This window comes from Nonomuraea sp. NPDC052265 (genome assembly GCF_044547985.1).
Taxonomy (GTDB): domain Bacteria; phylum Actinomycetota; class Actinomycetes; order Streptosporangiales; family Streptosporangiaceae; genus Nonomuraea.
Window position 1 is genome coordinate 755,374 of record NZ_JBIUBJ010000003.1, and the last position, 25,108, is coordinate 780,481.

At 69.9% G+C, this 25,108-nt stretch carries 16 protein-coding genes and 1 pseudogene; 7 read left to right on the top strand and 10 right to left on the bottom strand.

Features of this window, described 5'->3' with window-relative positions; genetic code table 11:
* The first annotated feature begins 13 nt into the window (after window positions 1-13).
* Together ACIHAD_RS13375 and ACIHAD_RS13380 are read left to right on the top strand one after the other, a co-directional pair.
* Window positions 14-5,965, top strand: coding sequence for an RHS repeat-associated core domain-containing protein (locus ACIHAD_RS13375; protein WP_397354625.1), 5,952 nt, complete (start codon window positions 14-16; stop codon window positions 5,963-5,965).
* Window positions 5,966-6,060: 95 nt separating this feature from the next.
* Complete coding sequence (locus tag ACIHAD_RS13380) at window positions 6,061-9,513, top strand: LamG-like jellyroll fold domain-containing protein (protein ID WP_397354626.1); 3,453 nt, start codon at window positions 6,061-6,063, stop codon at window positions 9,511-9,513.
* A gap of 331 nt (window positions 9,514-9,844) precedes the next feature.
* On the opposite strand, the gene ACIHAD_RS13385 is transcribed toward ACIHAD_RS13380, so the two are convergent.
* Together ACIHAD_RS13385 and ACIHAD_RS13390 are read right to left on the bottom strand one after the other, a co-directional pair.
* Window positions 9,845-9,997 carry a hypothetical protein gene (locus ACIHAD_RS13385; protein ID WP_397354627.1) on the bottom strand — a complete coding sequence of 51 codons (153 nt, stop codon included), beginning with the start codon at window positions 9,995-9,997 and terminating at the stop codon, window positions 9,845-9,847.
* Between the two features lie 142 nt (window positions 9,998-10,139).
* On the bottom strand, window positions 10,140-11,012 hold the full coding sequence (locus ACIHAD_RS13390; RefSeq protein ID WP_397354628.1) for an aldo/keto reductase family oxidoreductase: 873 nt from the start codon (window positions 11,010-11,012) through the stop codon (window positions 10,140-10,142).
* Between the two features lie 131 nt (window positions 11,013-11,143).
* Here ACIHAD_RS13390 and ACIHAD_RS13395 point away from each other — a divergent pair, with 131 nt between their 5' ends.
* Window positions 11,144-11,587 (top strand): winged helix-turn-helix transcriptional regulator, encoded by a 444-nt coding sequence (locus tag ACIHAD_RS13395; RefSeq protein ID WP_397354629.1) that lies wholly within the window; start codon window positions 11,144-11,146, stop codon window positions 11,585-11,587.
* 132 nt (window positions 11,588-11,719) lie between these two features.
* On the opposite strand, the gene ACIHAD_RS13400 is transcribed toward ACIHAD_RS13395, so the two are convergent.
* From ACIHAD_RS13400 to ACIHAD_RS13415, 4 genes are all read right to left on the bottom strand, one after another.
* Window positions 11,720-13,378: an NF041680 family putative transposase gene (locus tag ACIHAD_RS13400; RefSeq protein WP_397354630.1), complete on the bottom strand. Its 1,659-nt coding sequence runs from the start codon at window positions 13,376-13,378 to the stop codon at window positions 11,720-11,722.
* Window positions 13,287-14,188 (bottom strand): IS5 family transposase gene (locus tag ACIHAD_RS13405; RefSeq protein ID WP_397354631.1). Its coding sequence is split into 2 segments (ribosomal slippage): window positions 13,287-13,435 and window positions 13,435-14,188, totalling 903 coding nucleotides; the frame shifts between segments, so codons are not numbered across the junction. The genes ACIHAD_RS13400 and ACIHAD_RS13405 overlap by 92 nt, the downstream gene beginning before the upstream one ends.
* Before the next feature lie 627 nt (window positions 14,189-14,815).
* On the bottom strand, window positions 14,816-15,070 hold the full coding sequence (locus ACIHAD_RS13410; RefSeq protein ID WP_397354632.1) for a hypothetical protein: 255 nt from the start codon (window positions 15,068-15,070) through the stop codon (window positions 14,816-14,818).
* A gap of 341 nt (window positions 15,071-15,411) precedes the next feature.
* Entirely contained in the window at window positions 15,412-16,707 is a 1,296-nt protein-coding gene (locus ACIHAD_RS13415; protein WP_397354633.1) for an alpha/beta hydrolase, read from the bottom strand.
* Window positions 16,708-17,200: 493 nt separating this feature from the next.
* Here ACIHAD_RS13415 and ACIHAD_RS13420 point away from each other — a divergent pair, with 493 nt between their 5' ends.
* From ACIHAD_RS13420 to ACIHAD_RS13430, 3 genes and pseudogenes are all read left to right on the top strand, one after another.
* Complete coding sequence (locus ACIHAD_RS13420; protein WP_397354634.1) at window positions 17,201-18,433, top strand: sensor histidine kinase; 1,233 nt, start codon at window positions 17,201-17,203, stop codon at window positions 18,431-18,433.
* Entirely contained in the window at window positions 18,430-19,131 is a 702-nt protein-coding gene (locus ACIHAD_RS13425) for a response regulator (RefSeq protein ID WP_397354635.1), read from the top strand. The genes ACIHAD_RS13420 and ACIHAD_RS13425 overlap by 4 nt, the downstream gene beginning before the upstream one ends.
* A 60-nt stretch (window positions 19,132-19,191) precedes the next feature.
* A pseudogene (locus tag ACIHAD_RS13430) lies at window positions 19,192-19,677 on the top strand (ABC transporter substrate-binding protein); the annotation flags it as partial.
* A gap of 150 nt (window positions 19,678-19,827) precedes the next feature.
* Here ACIHAD_RS13430 and ACIHAD_RS13435 read toward each other — a convergent pair.
* Both ACIHAD_RS13435 and ACIHAD_RS13440 read right to left on the bottom strand, forming a co-directional pair.
* Entirely contained in the window at window positions 19,828-20,031 is a 204-nt protein-coding gene (locus ACIHAD_RS13435; protein ID WP_397354636.1) for a hypothetical protein, read from the bottom strand.
* A 231-nt stretch (window positions 20,032-20,262) separates the two neighbouring features.
* Window positions 20,263-21,822: a PHP domain-containing protein gene (locus ACIHAD_RS13440; protein ID WP_397354637.1), complete on the bottom strand. Its 1,560-nt coding sequence runs from the start codon at window positions 21,820-21,822 to the stop codon at window positions 20,263-20,265.
* Window positions 21,823-22,385: 563 nt separating this feature from the next.
* On the opposite strand from ACIHAD_RS13440, the gene ACIHAD_RS13445 reads away from it, so the two are divergent.
* The gene (locus tag ACIHAD_RS13445) at window positions 22,386-22,892 is read left to right on the top strand and encodes a GNAT family N-acetyltransferase (RefSeq protein WP_397354638.1); all 507 of its coding nucleotides are present in this window, start codon (window positions 22,386-22,388) and stop codon (window positions 22,890-22,892) included.
* A 443-nt stretch (window positions 22,893-23,335) separates the two neighbouring features.
* Here ACIHAD_RS13445 and ACIHAD_RS13450 read toward each other — a convergent pair whose 3' ends face one another.
* Together ACIHAD_RS13450 and ACIHAD_RS13455 are read right to left on the bottom strand one after the other, a co-directional pair.
* The gene (locus ACIHAD_RS13450) at window positions 23,336-23,902 is read right to left on the bottom strand and encodes a hypothetical protein (protein ID WP_397354639.1); all 567 of its coding nucleotides are present in this window, start codon (window positions 23,900-23,902) and stop codon (window positions 23,336-23,338) included.
* Between the two features lie 459 nt (window positions 23,903-24,361).
* Window positions 24,362-24,925 carry a lantibiotic dehydratase gene (locus ACIHAD_RS13455; protein ID WP_397354640.1) on the bottom strand — a complete coding sequence of 188 codons (564 nt, stop codon included), beginning with the start codon at window positions 24,923-24,925 and terminating at the stop codon, window positions 24,362-24,364.
* Window positions 24,926-25,108: the final 183 nt, after the last annotated feature.

The following is a 25,108-nucleotide window of genomic DNA, read 5'->3' on the forward strand; positions in this document are numbered from 1 at the left end:
GCCGGGAGAGCGCGTGGCGGTCCGTCCGCGCACCGCCGACGCCGCCGTGGGCAAGAGCGTGCCGCAGCCCCGGTGGCCGTCGGAGAACGACGGCACCACGGTGCGCGCGAAAGGAGACGCCCGGGTACGGGTCCTCGGCAGGAACATCGCCGAGAAGGCCGGAGTGGGCGGGTTGCTGTTCACGGTTGACAGCCGGGGACCGTCCCAGGTGCGGGTGTCCTACGATGCGATCACCCGCGCCTACGGCGGTTCGTACGGCTCCCGCCTCCGGCTCGTCCGGTTACCGGGCTGCGCGCTGACCACCCCCGACGCGGACGAGTGCCGCACCGCCACCCCGGTCACCGCGGACAACGACGCCGAAGCCCGTACTCTGACCGCCGACGTCCAGGCCGGATCTGCGGTGCTCGCCGCCGAAGCCGGACCCGCGAGCGCGCTCGGCGACTACCGCGCGACGCCGCTGGCCCCGGCCGCGACCTGGAACAGCGGCGGCAACTCCGGCGACTTCACCTGGTCGTACCCGATGCGGGTGCCGCCGGTGCCCGGCGGGCTGACCCCGCAGCTGGCGATCGGCTACGCCGCCAGCTCCCAGGACGGGCGCACCTCCAGCACCAACAACCAGTCCTCCTGGGTGGGGGAGGGCTTCAACCTGTGGCCGGGCTCCATCGAGCGCAGCTACAAGGCGTGTGCGGACGACGGCGCGCCGAAGAACAACGGCGTCGCGCCCGGCGACCAATGCTGGACCGAGGACAACGCGACCGTCACCTGGAACGGCAAGGGCGGCGAGCTGATCAAGGCCGCCGACGGCACCTGGCGCGTGCGCGGCGACGACGGCACCCGCTTCGAGAAGGTGACCGGTACGCAGAACGGCGACAACGACGGCGAGTACTGGAAGGCGACAACGACCGACGGCACCCAGTACTTCTTCGGCCGTAACCGGCTGCCCCGCTGGGAGACCGGCCGGGCCCAGACGGAATCGGCCTGGACGATGCCCGTCTTCGGCAACGACCCTGGCGAGCCGTGCCATGACGCGGACGGCTTCGCGAAGTCGTCCTGCCGGCAGGCCTACCGGTGGAACCTCGACTATGTCGTGGACACCCACGGCAACGCCATCGCGTACTACTACGACAAGGAGAGCAACAACTATGGGCGCGACGTCTCTCTGACCGACGACGCCGCCTACGAGCGCGGCGGCCGCCTGACCCGGATCGAATACGGCATGCGCGCCGACGACCTGTTCGCCGCACCGCCGGCCAAGGTGACGTTCGACACCGCCGAGAGGTGCATCCCCGACAGCGCGTTCGACTGCGCCCCCGCCAAGATCGCGACCGCGCCGGACCGGTGGCCTGACGTCCCCTGGGACCAGAACTGCGCCGCGGAGTGCACCAAAAAGGGGCTGATCTCCCCGACGTTCTGGTCGCGTCAGCGATTGGTCGGCATCACCACGCAGATCAGGCAGGCCGACGGGAGTTACCACGACATCGACACCTGGACGTTGCGGCACGCCTGGGGCGACGCCGACGTGGACCGGGCGCTGCTCCTGGAGGGCATCAAGCACACGGGCAAGGCGACCGGCACGCCGGTGACGCTCCCCGAGGTGACGTTCAACCACGTGCAGCTCAGGAACCGTCTCGACCGGGTCGGCGACGACATCCCGCCGTTCATCAAGTACCGGCTCGGCGCGATCTTCGACGAGTACGGCGGCCAGATCGAGGTCCAGTACTCCGGCGAGGACTGCACGCTCTCCGCCCTGCCCACCCCGGAGACCAACACCAAGCGGTGCTTCCCCGCCATCTGGCAACCGGCGGGCCGGGACAGCCCGATCACCGACTGGTTCCACAAGTACGTCGTGACCAAGGTGATCCGGTCAGACCGGACCGGCCGCTCGCCGGACATGGTGACCGGCTACAACTACCTGGGCGGCGCGGCCTGGCACTTCGACGACGACGACGGCCTGACCAGGACCAAGGAGAAGACCTGGTCGCAGTGGCGCGGCTACGGCCAGGTCCAGGTCACCACCGGCGGCGACGGTGAGCCGCTCACCCTTGAGACGCATCAGTACTTGCGGGGCATGCACGGCGACCGGCTCAACGCCTCCGGCGGCGTCAAGAACGTCACCGTCTCCGACGGCGAAGGTGGCACGTACACCGACGCCGACGCCCTGGCCGGGTTCGAGCTGAAACGCACTGTCCACACCGGGCCCGGCGGAGCCGTCCACGACAAGACCGTCAGCACACCTTGGCAGCACGAGACCGCTTCCCGCACCCGCTCATGGGGGACCTCCGCCGCGGTCCTCACCGGCGTCGCCACCTCCCGCACCTGGACCGCCATGGACGGCGGCGCCTGGAGGCAGACCCGCACCGACACGACGTACGACTCCGTGACAGGCGTGCCGACGCAGGTCGACGACCAGGGCGACGTCGCCCGCCAGGACGACGACCTGTGCACCCGCACCACCTACGCCGTCAACGCCGCCGCGTGGATCCGCAGCCTGCCCTCCCGCGTCGAGACGGTCGCCGTCCGCTGCTCGGCCACGCCCTCCCGGCCGGACCAGGTCGTCTCCGACGTACGCAGCTTCTACGACGGAGGCGCCTTGGACGCCGCGCCGGCCAAGGGCGACGTCACCCGGGTCGAGAAGATCGCGGACTACGACGGCGACACCGCCACGTACGTGCCCTCCGTCCGCACCGTGTACGACGGGTACGGCCGGGTCGAGGCGGTCACCGACGCGGGCGGCCGGACGACCACGACCGGGTACACCGAGACCGCCGGCCTGACCACGAAGACCGTCACCACGAGCCCACCTGTCACGCCGGGCGACGCCGCCAGCGCGCACGTCACCACCGAGACACTCGACCCCGCCTTCGGCCTGCCCACCGCCCGTACGGACCCGGCCGGGCGCACCACCCACCTGGCCTACGACACGCTCGGCCGCCTCACCGGGGTCTGGTCGCCCGGCCGCGCCACCACCGGCACCCCCGACACCGAGTACGTCTACCAGGTCGCGGAGGGCAGGATCGGCGCCGTCACGACCAGAACCCTGACCCCCACGGGCGGCAGGCACGTCACCCAGGAGCTGTTCGACGGCCTGCAGCGCCCGCGCCAGACCCAGATCGACGGGCCCGGCGGCGGCCGGCTCATCACCGACACCTTCTACGACAGCCGCGGCAACACCGCCCGCACCTACGACCTCTACTACGCGGCGGGCGCGCCGGAGGCCGCCCTGTTCGGGGTCGCCACGCCCGGCGACGTCGAGGCGCAGACGACGTTCTCCTACGACGGCCTGAACCGGGAGACCCTGCGCCGCTTCGTCACGGGCAACAACGACGTCCAGGAGAAGTGGCGCACCGTGACCACGTACGGCGGCGACTGGGTGGCCGTCGACCCGCCCGACGGCGCCACGCCCACGGTGGTCATCACCGACGCCCGGGGCCGCAGGACGGCGCTGCGCCAGCACGACGGCGCCTCCCCGACCGGCCCGTACCAGGCGACGACCTACACCTACACCCCCGCCGGCCAGAAGGCCACGATGCGGGACCCGGCCGGCAACACCTGGTCCTACACCTACGACCTGCGCGGCCGCACGACCAGCACCACCGACCCCGACACCGGCACCACCGTCACGGCCTACGACGACCTGGACCGCCCGGTCAAGACCACCGACGCCCGGGGCCGCGCGATCGTACCGGTCTACGATCCGCTGGGCCGCGTGACCGAGGTCCATGAAGGCTCCGCGACGGGCGCCCTCATGGCGTCCTACACCTACGACGCCGTACGCAAGGGGGATCTCGTCTCGCAGACCCGCTACTCGGGCGGGCGCGCCTACACCGAGCGCATCGACGCCTACGACTCGGCCGGGCGCCCGGTGAAGTACACCCTCGTCATCCCCCAGGAGGAAGGGGCGCTGGCCGGGAGCTACACCTTCACCACCGCCTACAACCCGGACGGCACGATCCGTACCCGGGGCTTCCCGGCGGCCGGCGGCCTGCCGGCCGAGAATGTCACGACCACGTACGACGAACTGTCGCGGCCCACCCGCCTCACGAGCAACCTCGGCAGCTACGTCACCGCCACCGCCTACTCCGCGACGGGACGTCCTCTGCAGTACGAGCTGTCCACCGGCGGCAAGAAGGCCTGGCAGACCTTCACCTACGAGTACGGCACCGGCCGCCTGGCGAGCGCCCGCGCCGAACGCGAAGGCGTGCCCGGGACGGACCGCAACGCGACCTACACCCACGACCAGGCCGGGTCCATCACCTCGATCTCGGACGCCTCCCGCTCGGGCACGGACACCCAGTGCTTCAGCTACGACCGGTTGCAGCGACTCCGGCAGGCGTGGAGCCAGGCCACGCCGGCCTGCGCCGCCGATCCGTCGGGTGCCGCCGTCGGCGGGCCCGCCCCGTACTGGCACAGCTACGCCTACGACGTGACCGGCAGCCGTACCCAGGAGGTCCTGCACGGGGTCGGCGGCACGGCCGACACCGTCCGGGCCTACGGCAACGCGCCCGCGGGCCAGGGCCACCGGCTCGGGTCGGTCACCCAGGCCGGCGGCGCGGGCGCCCGGACGGAGACCTTCGGCTACGACGCGGCCGGCAACCTGACCTCGCGGGACACCGGTTCGCAGGACAAGGCCTACACCTGGGACGCGGGAGGCCTGCTGGCGAAGGTCTCCACCGGCGACTCCGACACGTCCTTCGTCTATTCCGCCACCGACGACCGGCTCATCCGCCGGGACGCCGGCGGCAGCACGCTCTATCTGCCCGGCATGGAGGTCCGCGTCGCGGCCGGCGCCGCCGTGTCGGCCCAGCCTTCGGCGATCCGCTACTACACCCACGACGGCCGGACGCTGGCGATGCGCTACTCCGCCTCCGGCGTGCGCTTCCTCGTGCCCGACCACCAGGGGACGACGCAGCTCGTCATCGACGCCGGAAACCAGTCCGTCACCCAGCGGCGCCTCACCCCCTTCGGGGACGAGCGCGGCCAGGCCCCGGCGGGCTGGCCGGACGAGAAGGCCTTCGTCGGCGGGACGGAGGACGCGAGCACCGGCCTGACGCATCTGGGAGCCCGTGACTACGACCCGGAGCTGGGCCGGTTCGTCTCCACCGACCCGCTCCTGCTGGACAGCCCCCAGCAGATGCACGGCTACAGCTACGCAGGCAACACACCCGTCACCCTCAGCGACCCGAGCGGCCTGGCGGGCTGCGGTAACGAGGGCCGGGTGACGCTCGTGGCGGCCCGCGACTGCGACCACGACGGCGACTACTACCCTCCGCCCGGCAATCACGACAAGGACCACTACCCACGTCCCGGCGGTGGAGGGGGCGGTGGCGGCCGCGGCGGCGGCGGTGGTGGCGGAGGCGGCGGCGGCCGCGGTGGTGGCGGTGGCGGCGGCGGTGGTGGTTACCACCCTCCGCCCATCGGCCCGGTCCGTGTGTGCTCCGGCTGGTGCGCCATCAAGGACAAGATCGGCGACTTCTGGGGCGGGGACGCCGGCATCCCGGATCTGCCGGGGCCCGGCCTGCCTCCCCTTCCCCCCATCGGGAAGGACCCCACCAAGTGCAGCATCACGTCTCCCATCGCCTGCCTGAGACCGCCGGACTTCGACTGGGTCAGCCCGTTCGTCGGCGTACGGTGCAATCGCTTCAGCTGCACCGTCATGTTCCCCAGGTCGGTGGTGAGGTTCATCAGCGAGTTCCTCGACAGCAGGACAGGCAGGTACTCGATGATCGCCCTCGCCGCCATCTTGGGCGCCGCCATCTGCGAGAAGCCGGCCGGAATGAGCGGTCCCGCCGCTCTCGCCGTTGTCGCCGCCTGCAGCGCCGCGATCGGCCTCGTCCTCGACATGGGCAGTGAATGGCTGCGGAAGGCGAAGGAGAACGGGCAATGCGCGGGGGTCACCGTGCTGATGCCGCCGTTCGGGCCCAAGATGCCCACCCGCACATCCGATCCGGCCATCTGTCCCCCGTAGCGCGATCCGCGTAGGACGAGCGCCCCGACCGGGGGCGCTCGTCACAGGAGAACGACGCCTACCCGGCCAGCCAAGGAGATAGGAGAGCCACGCCCATGCGAATGCCATCCGGCGGGAGAGCCCGGCGGCTCATGGCGACCGCCCTCGCCGTCTGCCTCGTCGCCGTCGTGCCGGTCGGGACGAGACCCGCGACGGCCGCGCGAACCGTGCCGCCCAGCGGGGGCGCCGTCACCGAGGCGGAGGCGACGCGCCAGGCACGTTCGTCGGGGCAGCCGGTGGAGGTACTGGCGCTGCGCGGCGAGTCGCGCGAGGTACGCGCCCTTCCTTCGGGCAACTTCGAACTCGTCCAGCACCAGCGTCCGGTCCGCACCCGCAAGGACGGCGCGTGGACGCCTGTGGACCCGTCCCTGACCCGGCTTCCCGGAGGCGGTCTCCGCCCGGTCGCCTCTACGGTGGACCTGCGGCTGTCCGACGGGGGCACGGGGCCGTTCGTGACGATGGGCAGGGCGGGACGGACGCTCAGCCTGTCCTGGCCCGGGGCGCTGCCCGCGCCGGTGGTGGACGGCGACACGGCGACCTACCCCGAGGTGCTGCCCGGCGTGGACCTGAGCGTGCGCGCGGATGTCGACGGGTTCTCGCACGTCCTGGTGGTGAAGACGCCGACGGCGGCGCGCAACCCCGCACTGGCCCGCCTGAGGCTGAGGACGCAGTCGCACGATCTGAACCTCGCGGCTGACGCCGCCGGAGTGCTGCGCGCCACCGACAAGGCGGGCGGCGGCGAGGTGTTCGAGGCTCCCGCTCCGCTGATGTGGGACTCCGGGCCGCCGAGCACGGCGTTACGACCTGCCGGGGAGAGACAGGAGGCCGGGCCGGCCGAGGGGGCGCGCGTCGAGCGGGTGGGCGTCGGCCTGGGACGTGACGAGCTGGCCCTCGTCCCTCACCGCGGCCTGCTGACCGACCCCGCCACCCGCTTCCCCGTCTACATAGACCCGCAGTGGAAGACGGTGGGCGAGGCGGCGCGGCTGATGGTCTCCAGCGGCTACCCCACCACGACGTACTACAACTGGTCGGGCAGCCAGGGCGTGGGCCTGTGCGACGTCCAGTACGACGGCGCGTGCGTCAAGGACCAGAAGAAGCGGATCTTCTACCGCATGCCGATCGGCGCCATCGCGGGGAAGCTCGTATTGTCGGCGGAGTTCGTCGCCTACGAGACACACGCGTACAACTGCTCCAATCCCACGTCGGTTCAGCTGTGGCACGCCAGTGGCTTCGGCTCCACCTCGACCTGGAACAGCACCGGCGACAACTGGATCAAGCACCTGGCCTCGCGTGACGTGGCGTACTGCGCCCGCACCCCGGTCGAGTTCGGCGGCAGCGCCCTGCTGGCCGCCGTGAAGAGCGCGGTCGGCAACAAGGACGCCAACATCTACTTCGGGCTGCGCGCGTACTCCGAATCGACGATGGCCTGGTGGAAACGCTTCGCCTCGGACGCCGACCTGCGCATCCAGTACAACACCCCGCCGCCGCAGCCGCTGATGAAGAACCTGTCCATGAGCCCCGGCGGGCCGTGCGTCTACTCGCCGGCGCCCACGGTCAACCGGCCCCCGATCATGTACGCCGTGCTGACCGACCCCGACTCCGGATCGGCGGCCAAGCTGCAGGCGCAGTTCCGCATCGTCTGGGACAACAACACCGGGGTGTGGGACTCGCCGCTGACGGCGGCCAAGACGACAGGTTCGACGTTCCAGATGCCCGCACCCGCGACGATCCCGTCGAACAAGCCGCTGGGCTGGCACGTACGCTCCTGGGACGGCTACCAGTGGAGCCCGTGGAGCTCGGCGGGCGAGGCGACGGGCTGCTACTTCTCCTACGACCCGACCGCCCCGCCGCCGCCCTCGCTGACCTCGTCCGACTACCCGCCGTCCAACCCGGACGACCCCGACGACCCGTGGTACGACGGCGTGGGCCGCTACGGCTCCTTCACCCTCAGCACCACGCAGAGCGACGTGACCCGCTACTGGGTCGGCATCAACACGACGCCCACCTCGGCCGGTGAATACCGGCCCGCCACGCCCGGCGGCCCCGTCACCATCCAGGTGGCGCCCACCAGGGCGGGCGTGAACTTCCTCTACGTCACGGCGCTCGACGCGGCGGGCAACGCCAGCGCGCCCGCCACGTACATGTTCCGCGTCAACGCCGGCGCCGCCCCGCGGGCGCAGTGGTCCCTGGACGAGCCGGCCGGGTCCGCCTCGCTGTCGGCCACCGTGCGGACGGGCACCGCCGCCGTCTCCACGCAGACGTCCGGCGGCGTGACGCTGGGCGTGAGAGGTCAGGTCGGCACCGCGATGCGCGGCGACGGCGCGACGGGTTACGCCGAGACGTCCGGGCCGGTCATCGACACCTCCAAGACCTACTCGGTGGGCGCCTGGGTCAGGCTCGCGCACACCAACGGCTTCGCCACCGCCGTCAACCAGGACGGCAATGTGGTCAGCGGCTTCTACCTCCAGTACGTCCAGGACGACAACCGATGGTCGTTCAGCCTGAGCAACGCCGACGCGGTGCAGGGCGGCGTACGGGTGCTCTCCACGGCGCCGCCCCAGGTAGGGGAGTGGACCCACCTGCTCGGCGTGTACGACGCGGTCGCCAAGACCGCCCGCCTGTACGTCAACGGCGCGCTGCAACAGGTGAAGCCGTTCACCGTGACCTGGAACGCCGCCGGCCCGTTGGCCATCGGCCGCGCCAAGCACAACGGCGCAAAAGTGGACTTCTTCCCGGGCGAGATCGACGATGTCCAGGTCTACGACCGCCTGGTCAGCGCGGAGGAGGCCGCCGACCTGTTCACCCGGCATCCCGTGCTCACCGGCCGCTGGACCCTCAACACCGACGGAACGGACGGAAGCGGCCATGGCCGTGACCTCGCCACTGCCGGTGAGGCCCATGTGGACCAGACGGCGGGCTGGCTGGGCACACCGCCGGGCGCCCTGGTCCTGGACGGAACCGGCGACTACGCCGCCACGGCCGGTCCGGTCGTCTCGACCATCCGGAGCTTCACCGTCGCCGGCTGGGTGACCGCCGCGGGCCGGCCCGGCGCGCGCTCAGCCGTCTTCTCCCAGGCGGGCGGCACCAACAGCGGATTCACCGTACGCTACGACCCCGCCGCGGCGGGCGGCGCGGGCGGCTGGCAGGTGGAGATGCCGGGCTCCGACGCGCCGGGCGCGCCCGCGCAGCGCGCGGAGCACTCCGCCTATCAGAGCCAGCTCGTCTGGGACCACGTGGCCATCGTCTACGACGCCTTCGCCGACGTCCTTCGCCTGTACGTCAACGGCTGGCTGCAGGAGACCGAGGAGCGGGTCTCGGCTCGCTGGCACACGATCGGCTTCGACGCCACCGGCCCGTTCCAGCTGGGCCGCTCGAAGACGGCGGGCGCCTGGGGCGAGTTCTGGCCAGGGGCGATCGACGACGTCTGGGCATTCTCCGGAGTGCTCAGCCAGGAGCAGATCCAGACCCTCGCGGGCTACACGGAGCTCCCGTCCGGCTCTCCGTTCTGACGCCGGCGCAAACGACCGCCCTGGGCCTCCCACGCCCGGGGGCGGTCCACGGCTCAACCCCGGAGTTGTCGACGGGGCATGACGAGCATCGGAACGAAAAGTCCCACCAAGCGGAGTCCGCAGAGGACCTTCGGGGGAGTTACTCGCCACTGCGCTTCTACGCCGACCTCGCCGGCTGTTCGCCGGTGTCCGCTCTCGACGCCGTCGTCCTCAACGAGACTAATGAGCGCATCCGCCTCTACGCGCGCGCGAACTGGGGCACACTCGGGTCGGCGCGACCAGCCCCAAAGTAACTCTCTGTAATCTTCGTCATGGCGACGAGGCTTGAAGGTCAGCGGTGACCGGCGGCCCGAAGCACGGCAAACTCGGCGTGCGCCTGCTCGACGGCCTCGGGGTAGACCTGTGTTTTCTCGTGCTCGGCCAGGGCCCGGTGGATGCTGGCCAGGGACGGGTTCCCATCCCTGCGCCAGGTGTCTCTGATCATGGAGTTGCGATGCTGCGTGATCACTGGGGAGACCTGTGTCCGTTGTTCCGGCAAGCTGACCGACCCCGCGGATCAATTCACGGCGCTGCTGCCCGAGCGTCCCGCGGTCGATCCGGCCCAGCCGCTGGTGAGCGCCGTAGGGTTAGCGGCCGATCTTGTCGAGCTCGGCGAGATCGTCGTCGGGCAGCGGGAGTCCCGCGCCGGCGGCGTTCTCGCGCAGGTGCGCCACCGATGAGGTGCCGGGGATCAGCAGGATGTTCGGCGACCGCTGCAGGAGCCAGGCCAGGGCGACCGACATGGGCGTCGCGTCCAACCGGGTGGCTACGGCCGTGAGTGCCGAGGACTGCAGCGGGCTGAAGCCGCCGAGGGGGAAGAAGGGCACGTAAGCGATGCCCTGCTCTGCGAGCTCGTCGATCAGGTCGTCATCGTGGCGGTGGGCGAGGTTGTACATGTTCTGCACGCACACGATCGGCGCGATCGAGCGTGCCTCGGCGACCTGTTCCGCCGTCGCGTTGCTCACGCCGAGGTGCCGGATGAGGCCCTGCCGCTGGAGGTCGACGAGCGCCCCGAACGCCTCCGCGAGCGAACCGGGCACGGGGCCCAGGGCGTCGCCGAGCCGGAGGTTGACCACGTCGAGCGTGTCGAGGCCGAGGTTCTCCAGGTTCTCGGTGACGGCCCGGCGCAGCTCTTCAGGTTTGCGTGCCGGGGGCCAGCCTCCCTCCTCGTCGCGGGTCGCCCCGACCTTGGTCACGATGTGCAGCGAGTCGGAGTACGGGTGCAGCGCTTCGCGGATCAGCTTGTTGGTGATGTGTGGCCCGTAGGCGTCGGCGGTGTCGATGTGGGTGATGCCGAGGCCGACGGCCTCGCGGAGAACGGCGAGTGCGCCCTCGCGGTCGGCAGGCGGACCCATGACCCAGGGGCCGGCGAGCTGCATGGCACCATAGCCGAACCGGGTGACGGTCAGATCGCCCAGGGTCCAGGTGCCGCCGGGAAGCGAACCGGAGAGGGTGCCCATGGTGTGCCTTTCGTGTTGAGCCAGGGAGTGGTGCCTGACGGCAGCCTTGCACCACTATTGGTGCGTAGCTTCATATCGGGAAGTAGGCACTTCGAAGTGCGTAAAGCACCCACGCGTGAGAGGAATGGTCCATGGCGACGATGACGGCAGCCCAGCAAAGGGCACAGGCCAAGGTGGAGTACGACGCCTTCGTGGCGGCCTGCCCCAGCCGCAAGCTGCTCGATCGGATCTCGGACAAGTGGGTCACGCTGATCCTGGCCGCGCTCGGCAGCGACAGCGCGCATCAGCCCGGCGCCGACTGCGCCGGCGGGCCCCGGGTGATGCGCTACTCGGAGCTGCAGCGCCTGCTGGCCGGCGTCAGCCAGAAGATGCTCACTCAGACGCTGCGCTCCCTGGAACGCGACGGCCTGGTGTCCCGCACTGTGGTGCCGACCGTGCCGGTCACGGTCTCCTACGAGCTGACCGATCTCGGCCTGTCGCTGTACGAGATGATGCGAGGCGTCAAGGCCTGGGCCGAGACGCACATGGACGCTGTGCTTGCCAACCGCGAGACCTACGACGCCCGCGTCGTCTGAACCACACCAGGGTTGCTCATCAGCGCCGAACGGTCTGCGCGTAAGAGGCCGGGCAGATGGACGGGGCTCAAGGACGTCGCTTGGGAGGCGGTCGTCCCACCCACCTATCTGCGCAGGCTCTAAGCTTGTTCTTTATCCTCCGGATTGTTGTAGGGCTGCGAGGGTGCGGCCGCGTTTGACGGTCTTGCCCACGTCGTATCGGGGTGCGGGCCGGCGATTGGGGATCCCGGATGGACGTCCCGGGCCGGGCCGAGAGGGTTTGGGCGCACTGGCCGGCTGTGCGAGTGCGGGACGCAGGTTCCGAAACCCGCGCCGGACCCGAGCGGGAGTGAGCTGCCCCCGCGAGGCTGCTTTCTCCCATAAGTGACGCAGGTCCTCGGTCAGCCGGCGAGCCATGCGCAGCTGGGTGTGCACGATGATGAGCAGCCAGGTCCAGCGGTCGGCGGCCTGGGCGGCGCGCAGCCTGGGCCGGGTCCAGCCAAGGGTCTGTTTCCAGAAGCGGTAGGTGTGCTCCAGGTCGAATCTGCGCAGGAAGGCTTGCCAGCTGCGGTCCACGTCCACGCCGGTGGCGCCGGTCTTGGAGGACCAGAGCCAGATGGGTGGGGCGTCTCGGTCGCCGGGCAGGTGCTCGACCTTCAGCCGGATCAGGGTGCCTTCGATGATGGGCAGTTCGCCTTCGTGGTCGAGCCAGGCGGCGCGGTGGGTGAGGCGGGGGTGAAGCCGGTCCCAGGCGCTGGTCTCGGCCTTGCCGTAATGGGTGGTGTCCGTGACCGTGGCCACCGCGGGCTTGGGCCAGGTGGCGGGGTCGGCCAGAGCGAACTCGCCACCGTGCTTGGACGGCCGACCGCCCTTGGGGTCATAGCGGCGTGGTGGGGCGGGCAGGCGCAGCACCCGGTCGGAGCGGATGCGTCCCAGCAGTTCGACGGGCAGGTCACGCAGGACATAGGCCAGACGGGTGATGTCGTAGCCGGCGTCGGTCACGATGAGCACATCTGGATCTCCGCTGCGCCACTGCCCGGCAGCGATCAGCCGCTCGATCACGCCGCGGAGCTGGGCGGCGGTGGCGTCGTCGGCCGGCCCCAGCCGCACCACATCCAGCGGCGCCGTCCACGACGTGCGGCCCATCTCCAGCGCCGCCACGAACGAGTACGGCCAGCCCGGGATGAACTGCGAGGCGCTCTTGGCCCGGCCGTATACATGGCAGAACAACCGCTCGGCCGAGCAGGCGGCATCCGAGCGCAGCCACGGCGACACATCGACCGCCAGCACGATCCGACCGTCCGGCCAGCGCGGCAACGGCAGCCCGGCCAGCACCTGGCGCAGCTGGTCCGCATCGATCCGGCCGTGGTTGAGCCCGCCGTACAGGGCTCCGTGCCCGCGCCGGTACTCCGGCGACAAGCTCAGATCCACCGGCGAGTGCACCGGTCCGGGCTCGCACAACAGCGCCTCTGCCAGCTCGAACAACGCATCGGCCCGCGCCTTGAGGCAGGCGTAGACATCATTTCGGAACCGGGACAACACCTCTGAAGACTCGACACAGGCGGCTTCGTTCAGCAGACTCACCCTCACGGCCTTGTAGTGATCAGTAGCGACTCGACACCGCGCATGATCACTCAAGGCCGTCTTGCTGTCCGGGAAACGATCAACCCGCCGCTTAGCACAACAATCCGGAGGATAAAGAACAAGATTAGGCCGTGTTTCATGAGGCTTTGAGCCACTCGTTGATCGCAGCGATGGTGAGTGTGGCTTCGTAGCGGACGGCGAGCTTGTCGTAGCGGGTGGCCATGCCACGGTTGCGTTTGAGCAGGCTGATGCCGCACTCCACGGCGTGACGCAGCCAGTAGAGCACGGGTCGAAGGCCGGCGGGCGCCCTCCCCTCGATCCCTTGGCCTTGCGGTGGGCGTCCTGGTCGGCCTTGCTCGGGATGCACGCCTTGATTCCACGCCGGCGCAGATGGCCGCGGTTGGCCTTGCTGGTGTAGGCCTTGTCGGCCAGCACCAGGTCCGGGCGGGTCCGGGAACGGCCGCCGCCGATCCGGGCCACCCGGATCCGGCCCAGCACCGCCGTGAACTGCGGACTGTCGCCCCGCTGCCCCGCGGTCACCACCGCGGCCATCACCTTGCGCCCCTGCTCACAGGCCAGATGGGACTTGGTGCTCAGCCCGCCACGCGAGCGCCCCAGCGCATGATCAGCCGGCTCTGCGTGCACACCACCGGGCGGCTCCTTCTGCGCATCACCGTCCCGGCGCGCGCCGGCCGCATGCTGGTGCGCCCGCACGACGGTGGAGTCCACACTCACCGTCCAGCCGATCTTCCCCGCAGCGTCCGCGCACGCCTGCAACGCCGCCAGGATCTGTGCCCAGACCCTCGCTCGCTGCCAGCGCCGGAACAGTCCGTAGACGGTGAACCAGTGGCCATGACAGTCCGGGCCATCCCGCCACGGTGCCCCGGTCCGGATCCGCCACCTGATCCCGTCGATCAACTGCCGCCTGCTCCACTTCGGCGGACGCCCTCTGCCCGATCGGGCAGGCAGGAGCGGCTGCAGCGCCGCCCACTGCGCGTCAGTGAGGTCGTGCCGCCTCGTTGCCGCTACGCTGGCCACGAGGTCTCCGGTGTTCGTTCTTCTTGGTCGTTGAACCAATTACCGGAGACCTCTTCATTTCACGACCAGCGACACGCCGACTCGTCGTGATCTTTTGAAACACGGCCTAGCTGCCTCGGTTTCCCGTTGCCTTTCGGCCACCGGCGTTAGCTTCCTGGGCATCCTGTTCCCGCCGGGGAGTTCAGCTCTCCTTACGGTCGGCCTACCACGCCCCTTGTTCAGGGCGCGGACCCCGACGGGGTTTCCATGTTCCGCACGCGCGAGACACGGCTGGGGCCGGGCGTCCTCTGCACCCCGGGGACGGCGGTGTTCCCACGGCCGGAAACCCTCTCCGGCCGCCGCCTGCCGTCTCTCAACGGCTGGTCCCTGGCACCCCGGTCTAATCTTCCGCCCCGGAGCGTTGACATAACGAGGCATCAGCGAGGATTCACGATCATTCGCCCCTCCCAGCCTTCCTCTCGCCTGTGGCCACCGGACGGACGGCGGCCCTTGGGCTTCCCCTGAGCTCCGCACCCCGCAGTTACCCGCGACGCACGTCAGGGTGAGGACAGGCCTCGAACACTGACCTGGACTACGTTCCCGACATGATCGATCCTCCTTCAACGTAGTCACTCGCCACGTGCGACCTCATGTCGCAAGGGTTCGTGTCACCAGCCGCACCGTAGTTGTGAGGGACACCAGAACTACCGGCAGAGGGGACAACCGCCCCTGATCCATCGCCAAGGGGCTGACGTGGCGCTCGGTGTGCTCACCGGCCGCGATACCCGTCGGCACCTTGACCGCGATGCCGCGCTGGAACAGGTCGTTGAGGACGATGAGCCCTTCCAGGAGGTTGCGGCCGAGCCGGTCGACCTCCTGGAAGGTCGTTGTGTCCTGAGTCATCCCAGTCGATCAGCCGCAACGTTCGATCGTGGTCGTCCCACACATGTTGGCGTGGTTGCCGTCCGCCAGGCCGAGGATCGGCCAGGAGCCGGTCGGGGGCGTTGGAGTTCACCCACGCGGCACCGGCGCGGAAGGCTTCCCCAACGAGTCGATCACGGCCGCGATCGGGGTGCGCGTCGGCCCAGGCGCGGATCTTGCCCACCGCCGTCGCTGGACCCCAGGGGGCGCGACGTCGTCCACGACGGCGCGAGGGATCTCGTGCAGCCGGTTCAGCGAGGTCAGCGTAGATCTCCAGCTTCGAGGCCCGGGGCCGGGACGGCTGGTGGTGGGGCGCGAACGTGTCAGACGGCCGGCCGGCCGCAGGTGACGTCCTTACCGGGCAGGACACCGTCGACCAGGTAGCTGGTGACCTTGGTGTCGACGCAGGCGTTGCCCGCCGCGAGGTAGACGCCGTGGCGGAAGGCGCCGTTCAATGTGATCATGCGGGAGCCGGTCAGCGCCCGGTGCATGGCCTGCTGGCCCGGATAGGGCGTCGCGGGGTCGCCGGCCGCGCCGACGATCAACGCCGGTACGGAGCTGCCGATCCTCGTGGGCGCTTCAAGCGGCTTGACCGGCCAGAACGCGCACGGGGAGATGTTGCGGACGAGCGGTCCGAACAGTGGTTCGGCGGTGCGATGCCGCTGGATGTCGCGGTAGTAGGTCGCCGGGTCGCGGGGTGCGGCCCGGTCACCGCACAGGATCGCCGTGCCCGCCCGGTCCGAGGCCTCTCCGGAACCGGTGAACAGGCCGTCAAGGAACTCCTTCAGCGAGGCGGGCGGCGGTGTCTCGCCGCCGCGGCTCAGCGCCCGCGCCTCCTCGGCGAGGACGGCATAGGACTGCGGGGCGTCGCTGTAGAGGCGTGCGAACAGCCAGTACGGCACGACATGGGCATTGACGCGGTATCCGCCGATCTTCACGGGATGCCGGTTGATCTTCTCTACGGTCGCCAGGACGGCGTCACGTGTCCCGCCCAGCCCGTACTCCTTGTCGTGTGACGCGGCCCAGGACGCCCAGCGCCGCAGCGCGGCGTCGATCGCGGGGGCGGCGCGTGAGAACATGCGCGGGCCGTACACCCGCGGGTCGACGGCGCTGTCGAGGACCACCCGGTCGGCCCGCGAGCCGAACATCTGCAGGTAGGTCGCACCCAGGTAGGTGCCGTAGGAGTAGCCGAGGTAGGACAGCCTCTGCTCGCCGAGCGCGGCTCGGATCACGTCCATGTCGCGTGCGGTGTTCCTGGTCGTGGCGTACGGCAGGGTCTGGAGATTGCCCTTGGCGCAGCCCGCCGCCAACTGTTCGGCGAGGCGCACCCCCTCATCGAAGGTGCGCCGGTCGGGTCCCGCCGAGCGGAGGAAGGTGTCGGTCTGCCACCGGCAGCTGATCGGTGTGCTGCGGCCGACGAATCGGGGGTCCATGCCCACCAGGTCGTAACGGGCCGCGACCGCGGGCATCTCCTTGCCCAGGAGCGTCATCGAGAGGCCGGCGCCTCCCGGCCCGCCGGGGTTGAGCAGCAAGACGCCGCGGCGCCGGGAGGAATCGGTGGCCTTGATCCGGGAGAGCGCGATGGAGAGGGTCCGCCCCTGCGGTCTGCGGTAGTCCATCGGGACCAGAACGGTGGCGCATCGAGCACCGGCGGCGTCCATCTGTTCGCCCATCTGATCGCCGGGTCCGGTTGCGCAGGCGCGCCAGGTGATCGTCTGATGGTGGAAGCGGTCCAGGGGGGTGGCCGCCTGCGCCGGTCCGGCGGCGCCCAATCCGATTCCGGCCGTGAGTGCCACTGCGGCAGCCGTTCCACTCTTGATGAGGAGCATGCGTCGTTCCTTGGTGAAGGGGTTGTTTCCTGCGGATCCGGCGCGCGTCGGATTTCGACGCTCCGGTAGTGATGTGTCCGGTCTCAGGGGCGCCCCCTGTTGATCACTGATCACCGGCTGTATCCAGACTAGGGGCCTGAGCAGCCCGCGGACATCGTGCGGAAGGTCGATCCGGGCCCTGCCACCGGCACACCAACCGCCCGCTTCTCTGCAACCGCTGCCCTAACGACGACTCCTCCCAAAGGAGGACAAAGCGGGTCATGCTGGCGGCTACCTTCGTCTCATGAACGTGGTGCGACGATGGGGCCGCTGGTGGCGCGGCTTGCCGGTGATGGTCGCCGACAGCCTGCTGGCCGGTGTGTCGACCGCGCTGGCGGTGACGCAGGCCGCCTTGTCCGCCCATGACCCGGTCGTGCTGGCGTACCTGCTGGCGGTGCTCACCAGCGCGCCGCTGGTGCTGCGCAGGCGCCACCCCATCCCCGTCCTTGCGGTGATCACGGCGGGCCTGATCTGCTGCGGCCTGGCCGGCTACCCCAACGGATTCCAGGCCCCGCCGGTGCTGGTCAGCCTCTACACCGTCGCGGCCCACCGCCGGGAGGGCCACCGCGACGGCGTCCTGGCCCTGGTGCTGATGGCGGGCATCCTCGTTCCCGACCTCATCAGGTCCGGGCTGACCTTCGCGATCGTCAAAAGCCTGGTCGAGAACGCGCTTCAGCTCGGCGCGGCCTGGGCCATCGGGGAGGGGGTGCGCAGCCGCCGGCTGCGCCACCAGGACCTCATCGAGCACGCCCGCCACCTGGAGATCGAACGCGAGGAGAAAGCCCTGCGAGCGGTCGCCGAAGAACGCGTGCGCATCGCCAGGGAACTGCACGACGTGGTCGCCCACCACCTGTCGGTCGTCTCGATCCAGTCCGGTGCCGGCGGCCGCCTGATCGACACCGAACCCGACGCCGCACGCGAAGCATTCACCGCGATCGCCGCCACCACCCGCGAGGCACTGGCCGAACTCCGGAACATGCTGTCGGTCCTGCGTCTCACGTCCGACACCGGCGAGGACTCCTACGCCCCGCAGCCGGGGCTGGCCCAGCTGGACACGCTGCTGGAACGCTCCCGTCTGTCCGGCCTGTCGATCCGGCGGGAAACCTCCGGTCAGGTACGCCCGCTGCCGCCCGGCGTGGACCGGTGCCTGTACCGCATCACCCAGGAATCATTGACCAACGTGCTCAAACACGCCCCACACGCCGACGTGACCCTTACCCTGACCTACCAGCCCGCCGCGGTCACGCTGCAGGTCGGCAACAACGGCCCGGCCACCACCGGGCACAGCGCCGACGGGCACGGCCTGATCGGCATGCGCGAACGAGCCACCCTCTACGGCGGCACCCTCACCGCCGGCCCACGTACGGACGGCGGCTTCACCGTGACCGCGCACCTGCCCGCCTCCCCACTCGCCGAGCCCGCCTTCGCCACGGCCCACCCGCAGCAGAGCGCACCACGACCCGGGGCGCCCCGATGACCGGCCCCGACACCGACCGCGGGACCATCCGCGTCCTGGTCGTCGACGACCAGGCCCTGGTCCGCGCGGGCCTGGTCGCCCTCCTCCGCACCGACGCCGCTCTCGCGGTCGTCGGCGAGGCCGCCGACGGCCACGAAGCCATCGCCCAGGCCGCGGCGACCGCCCCGGATGTCATCTTGATGGACATCCGCATGCCCAACCTGGACGGCGTCGCCGCCACGCGCCACATCCTCGCCCACGCCGCCGGCCCGGCACCGAAGATCCTCATCCTGACCACCTTCGACCTGGACGAACACGTCTTCGCCGCCCTGCGCGCCGGCGCCTCGGGATTTCTGCTCAAGGACACCCCCGCCGACCAGATGCTGGCCGCGATCGCCACGGTCGCCCGCGGTGAGGTGCTGCTGGCGCCCAGCGTCACCCGGCGCCTGGTCGACCATTTCGTCACCGCGCCCGAACCCGACCGGCGCCGGCCCGAGGAACTCGCCCGGCTCACCAGCCAGGAAACCGCCGTGCTCCACCTGGTCGGCCAGGGCCTGACCAACCAGCAGATCGCCACGCGCCTGAACATCGCCGAGGCCACCGTCAAATCCCACCTGGGCCGCCTCATGGCCAAGCTCAAGCTGTCCAGCCGCGCCCAAGCCGTGGTCATCGCATACGAGACCGGCTTGATCGTCCCTGGAGCCGGAGACCGCACCTGATGCCCAGCAACTCACCGGTTCGGGAGCACCGGCGGCACCGACTACGACGGCCCGTACGACAGCAAGGAGCTCGACTCCATCGAGGTCGCCGGCGACCACAAGCTCGTCTTCCACCTGAGGCGTCCGTTCGGCAACTGGCCGTGGATCGTCAGCATGCCGGCCTTCGCGCCGGTGCCGGCCGCGGCCGGCACCAAGCCGGAGACGTACGGCGAGCACCCGGTCGCCAGCGGCCCGTACCAGGTGACGAGCTTCCGCAAGGGGCCGCAGGCGGTGCTGGACCGCAACCCGAACCGGACGGCCGACAGCGACCAGGTACGGTTCGCCGGCCCGGACAAGATCGTTCTTGACACGGGCCTGAACGACGACACGATCGTGCAGCGCCTCATCGACGACAAGGGCGAGGACCGGACCGCGATCAGCAACGCGCTCATCTCGCCGCCGCAGTTCCAGCGGATCCAGTCCGACCCGTCGATCTCCGACCGCATGGCCAACAGCCCGTCGGGCTACTTCCGCTACAGCGGCGGCCGTCGTGAGTGGACCGGGTGATGCCGGCGGCTGTGACGAGGGCGCCGCCGAGTGGCGACGTAGCCGGCCGAGGTTGATCGGCTCCCCGCGCACGCTCCTGCGCCGGCACGCCGACAGAGCGCGCCGGCAGGCCATCACCTTCCGGAGCGTGACATCCGGTGGCGCAGAGCCTCAGCCGGCGACGAGCCGGACCTGGTCCGCCTGCTCACGGTGGCGACGCAGCTCGTAGGCGCCGGGTGCGATGCCGGTGAAGGCGTGTTCCGGGCGCGCGAGACAGGCGGTCGCGTTCTCCTCGACGGTCAGCACGCCGAGCACCAGTGTGCCGCTGGACCGGTCAGGGGTGGAGAACGCCACGGTGCCACTGCGGTCGGCCATCGGAGCTGGTGGCGGAGTACCTGGTTCTCGTGCCGGAGCACCAGTAGCTCAACGTCTTGGACAGACCAGAGCGCATGAGCACCGTCAGCAGACGATCAGACCTCTTACCGACCGGTGGACAAGCGAGAGCCACACCCTGCGATGGTCCCAGTTGTCGCTCTGGTCGCACGGCGAATCCCCGCTCCCACTGCGAAACCATGTTTCGAGTGGGACGGGCATCGTCGAATCGTTCTATGTCAGTTCTACGAAGGTGGGATTGGTGTAGCACCAGAGGTCGTGCCAGGGGTTCTCATTGCGGCCTGTGTCCGCCGCCGGCTCCATCCCGCCGGGAGCGCTGCGCCTGCCGTCGGTGCCACGCAGCCGGAAGTAGAACGGCTCGCGCACGTCGCGGAACTTGTAGTGGAACTGGGCGACCCGGCCCTTGCCCTTCGGCATGAACGACTCGACCACACTCACGTCCGGGGCGGTGAAGACGTCGGGGTCGGCGGCCGGCCCGCTGATCGCACCGCGGATCAGATCCAGGCGGGCGAGCCGGGGGATCTCTTCATTGGCGTTAGGACGGCCGGTGAGATCGACGGAAATGGTGATGGTGACGTCGTCGCCGCGCCGCACCGACAGCCGTCCGCCGAATGTGGCCGGGGCGTTGCCGGGGGCGTGCGCGTCGACGTGCAGCCCGTCGATGAGGCCGCCCATCGACACCCAGGATCGCCCGGCCTTGATCGCCTCCATGACCGCGCCATAGCTGCGTGAGGTCGCCCCTACAACCGTGCGGCTGAACTGACCGGGCCAGAAGTCGGCGTGCCGCAGCGGGACGCCGCCGTCGATGGGATCGGGGTATCTACCGTGCTGGTCGTACCAGTCAGCAGGTCGGGAGGGCTCGACGATCGTGTCACCGTTGTAGAAGTGGCCGTCGGAGTTGGCAGTGATCCACCAGCCCTTGCCCTCGGCGAGCATCGAGTCCCACATGCCGCCCAGGATTCCGGTCATGGAGTCGAAGCCGCCGTACGTGGGGTAGTGTTCCGGCCGCCAGCCGGCCCAGGAGTCGGCGTCGGCGGTGTTGTTGAAGTCGCCGCGGGCCCTGGGCTCGTTCTGGGCGCCAGGCGCGCCCTCCATGCCGACTGCGATGTTCGGCGCCTTGTCGCGATAGGTGCGCAGGTCACGTGGGGAGTACCTGCCGCGCCGCATCACGTGGTTGATCAGGAACAGCGCGGAACTCGCCGAACCCGTGCGCAGCGCGGTCTCGAGCCAGGCGAGCGCCTCCAGCGCCTTGGCCTCGTTCGCCGGGCTGCTGGCGCCGGTGCCGTTGATCCTGGAGTCGAAGAGCCGCTCGAACGCGCGCAGCAGTTGGATCTCATCGCGAGCACCGTCGAAGAACACCGTGGCGTGCTCGCCTCCGGGAACGTTCCATTCGAGCCCCTGCCACAACAGCAGCTCAGGGTGCTTGGCCCGGGAGGTGACGATGTCGGCGTAAGTGGACTCGACCGCGAACTTCTCGTGCGCGGCGTGCCCGTGGTCGGTGATGACCAGCCAGTCCAGGCCGTGCTTGAGAGCGCCCGCAGCCTGCTGCTCGATGGTGTACATGCCGTCGTAGCTGTACTGCGTATGAACGTGATGGTCGCCGGCCAGCCAGTGGAGCGCGCGGGAGCCTCTGCTGGTTGCGGCGGCGGGACGCGTGGTCAGCCCTCCCAGAGCGGTGACACCGAGACTGCTGATGCCGAGCAGCCCACTGGTCAGCAGAAAGCGGCGCCGACCGAGGTCGGCGGGCGACAGTTCGGTCTCTGAGACGGACAAGTCGGCGAACGCAGCCGTTCCTTCCGGTGCGCTGTGGGAGTGTGCATGGGTGCGGCACATGGGACATACCTTTCATCTGGAATACCTGGTGCGTCGTTCTCGGGTGGCCCATGAGCTTGCGCACGAAGTGGGGCGGAGCAGGCGAACCTGCGGCCCTTCGTCACGTTCGCAGAGGAGCGTGACGGCTTGCATGGGGAGGAAGCGAATGCTGGGCGACTTCTTGCCGAACGGCGGAAGGCTCCGGCGAGCCATCTGTGGCGCTGTTCGGGGCGCCTCTGCGCTGCCAGGCCTCTCCAGCGTCTCCAACAGGTCAGGCAGTTCCCGGCGCTGCGGTTCGGTGCGGTGGCGCGGGTTGGCTGCGCTCGATCCAACAGCGGCTGCCGACTGGGAGAAGGCCCAGGCGCGATCTTGCATGTGACTGTCGGCCTGCTGGTACGGCAATGGGGCGGTCAGTCTGTCCGACATCCGTGCGTGACGTGCGGCGATTCGCGCAATGGTCACCCGTGCCTGAGCGCAGTGATATTCGCATGACGGTCTGCGCAATGATCCGATAGAGAGGACCTATGTCGATTCGTGTGCGCCTTGACGACCTGTGCCAGGAGACCTGGGAAGCGGTGGCCGAGCTGAGGGTGGCTGACGACCAGGCTGATCTCATCGCGTCGAACCTGTACTCGATTGCGGAGAGTCGGTTCTTGCCGGGCTTCGTGACCCGTGCGGTGATGCACGATGAGCGCGCCGTGGGCTTCGCGATGTACGGCCCCGATCCCGATGACGGCCAGATCTGGCTCTATCGTTTGATGATCGACAAGGATCACCAGGGGAAGGGGCTGGCCCGAGCGGCCCTCCAACAGGTCATCGCCCACGTGCGGGACGCGTTCGACGTACCGGTGCTGCGGTTGGGAGTGCGTGGCGACAACATCGCGGCCAGGGCGCTCTACACCTCTGCCGGGTTCGTTCCCACCGGGCAGGTCTTCGGCAAGGAGGACGTCCTGGAGCTCCGTCTGCGAACGGGGCACCCCGAAGCGTCCAGTGACGTGCATGATCCTCGAAGAGGAAAACCCGGAAGTTGATGCACGCCTCACCAGCAGGGGCATGTATCAGACCAATGATCGCATGGGCCGCCCTGCAGCCAGGATGGCGGCGCGTTGATGGCCGTTACGAGGACGGTCACCTCGTGGCGGACCGCGGGCTTGTCGTATCTGGCGGCCATGGCACAGTGTCTTGAAGGCGGTTGATGCCGCGCTCCACCGCCTGCCGAGCCTTGACGTCCGCACGAGCCTGAAGCTGCTCGAGAACGAGATGCCGGTGCCATCCTGCTGCCGGCGCCGGCCGACCAGGCTACTGCGGGCCGGGTGGAGAGCTGCCAGGTGGGCGTCTTCCTGGCCTACGCCTCCCCGCTCGGGCGGGCGCTGATCGACGCCGAGCTGTCACCGCCGCGCACTCCCCGAGAGCGGCTGGATGACGGGCTGGCCGGACGTCGCCCAGGCGCTCAGCCGTCATGTCCGGTGGGGGTTCATACGCAGGTGGGGAGGTAGCGGCTCGTGGGGATGAAGTCGCTGATGGAGACGGAGTCCGCCGCGCTCAACCTCGTCACCTCATCCATCGTGACCGGTTCCGCCCCGAGCCCGGCCGACCAGAAGCGGGAGTGCGGGTCGAGCGGGTTGACGATGACGACGAGCGTGGTCCAGCCGTCGGCCCTGGTGAGGGTCCGTACGCGCTCCTCGTCGCGCTGCATGTGGTAGTCGACCTGGCTGCACGCGGGAGCGTCGAAGGTGGCGTACTGCACCGGACGTTGCGCCTTCTCGTCGTGGGACAGCACGACATGGACCTGGATCGTGGTCGGGAGGGCGTTCCCGTTCTTGACCGTGATCGTGCCGCCGGTCATGAGCGGGGTGGCGATGTCTACTTCGCCCGGTTCCACGGTGACGCGCAGGGCGAAATCACGCCGGCCAGCCCGCTCAGAGGCCAGTCTCGCCTGCTGGACCTCCGATCGCTGCTGCTCGCTGACGCGCAGCGCGTTCATGGAGACGATGAACGCGGGCACCGACATGAGACTCCCGGTGATCCCCGCGACGCCCACCCAGAGCTGGATGGAGGTGAGTCTGCGACGCAGAGGCCGACCCGTCCGGCGGCGCGTGGCGAGTCGCCTGGTGGTTCGAGCGGAGAGGCGGGGATGACGGCGGTGTTCAGGCATGTGCTCAGCGTGGGGGAGATGCGCAGGGGTCCGGAGGCGGATCGGCGTGTTGTGGTGTGTTGTCCTGGATGGCGTGGGTGCGCGGTGTTACAGCTCGGCTGCCCGCTGCGCGACGGTGGCACGGGCCCCGAATCTGTGCAGGCTGTCGAGTGCCCTGACGTAGGGTTCGGTGAAGGCGGGCTGGTGGGCGGAGGTCGCCGGACAAGGTCTCGTCCTCCAGGAAGGGCCAGGGGTCGGTGAGCTGGCGGGCCGCCAGCTCGGTCCGGCGCCGGTGCACCAACCAAGAAAGCGATGGCTGGGGGCCATTGGTCTGGAATTCGGGTGTGCCATACGGCTCGCATTCCCTCACCGTCTGAGCAGCCGGCTCAGACGGCCAAGCTCGACCGCCTCAGGGCCTGCCTCGGCCAGGTAGAGGCGGCTGTTCCGGACGCCGACCGCCAGATCGCCCGGGAACAGCACCCCTTTGCCGGGAGGCCGGAACTCCCCGACGCTGACCAGGCGCGGCAGCACCTGCGGGGCGCGGGTGAGCAGGTCGGCCGGGACACGGCACGGGTGGAACGACAACTGGGCCAGTTCCACGCCGGGCTCGACCGTGGGCAGGACGGCATGCGCCATGCCGAAGCGCGGGAACAGGTGCCAAGAACGGCCGTGCTGCGTACCGATCGCGTTGACGCATATGGCTGGGTCCAGGTCAGCTGCATGCTCGCCGGCCGCTTCGAACGGCGTTCCTTCGACGGCGTGCGATGGGACGCCGTCGATGCAGCGTGCGGTATCGCTCCTGGAATCGCGGCAGCCAGGGCCTCGCGGCAGCCAGGGCCTCGCCGTGGCCGAGCGGACAGACCGGATGCTGGTCGCCGTACACGATCGAGGTTGGCGCGTTGATCGGTGACAGCGGGGCGAGCAGGTCATGGGCGTCCATCCACGACCGGCGCGCTGCCCTGACCGGGAGCGCGACGGCTGTGCGGAGTCCCACTCGCCGTCCTGTCCCAGCCTCCCGGCCGGTCAGCGCTTGATGGGGACTGCCGGGTAGACGCCTCCGTTGGCCACTTCCAGCGTGATGCTGGTGCGATCGTCGGGTGGGGCGGGATAGTA

Bases quoted from the DNA above. Each gene is read 5' to 3' on its own strand.
- ACIHAD_RS13380 (WP_397354626.1), top strand. From the start codon at position 6,061: ATGCGAATGCCATCCGGCGGGAGAGCCCGGCGGCTCATGGCGACCGCC.
- ACIHAD_RS13385 (WP_397354627.1), bottom strand. From the start codon at position 9,997: ATGATCAGAGACACCTGGCGCAGGGATGGGAACCCGTCCCTGGCCAGC.
- ACIHAD_RS13390 (WP_397354628.1), bottom strand. From the start codon at position 11,012: ATGGGCACCCTCTCCGGTTCGCTTCCCGGCGGCACCTGGACCCTGGGC.
- ACIHAD_RS13395 (WP_397354629.1), top strand. From the start codon at position 11,144: ATGGCGACGATGACGGCAGCCCAGCAAAGGGCACAGGCCAAGGTGGAG.
- ACIHAD_RS13410 (WP_397354632.1), bottom strand. From the start codon at position 15,070: ATGACTCAGGACACAACGACCTTCCAGGAGGTCGACCGGCTCGGCCGC.
- ACIHAD_RS13415 (WP_397354633.1), bottom strand. From the start codon at position 16,707: ATGGACTACCGCAGACCGCAGGGGCGGACCCTCTCCATCGCGCTCTCC.
- ACIHAD_RS13420 (WP_397354634.1), top strand. From the start codon at position 17,201: ATGAACGTGGTGCGACGATGGGGCCGCTGGTGGCGCGGCTTGCCGGTG.
- ACIHAD_RS13425 (WP_397354635.1), top strand. From the start codon at position 18,430: ATGACCGGCCCCGACACCGACCGCGGGACCATCCGCGTCCTGGTCGTC.
- ACIHAD_RS13435 (WP_397354636.1), bottom strand. From the start codon at position 20,031: ATGGCCGACCGCAGTGGCACCGTGGCGTTCTCCACCCCTGACCGGTCC.
- ACIHAD_RS13445 (WP_397354638.1), top strand. From the start codon at position 22,386: ATGTCGATTCGTGTGCGCCTTGACGACCTGTGCCAGGAGACCTGGGAA.
- ACIHAD_RS13455 (WP_397354640.1), bottom strand. From the start codon at position 24,925: ATGACCTGCTCGCCCCGCTGTCACCGATCAACGCGCCAACCTCGATCG.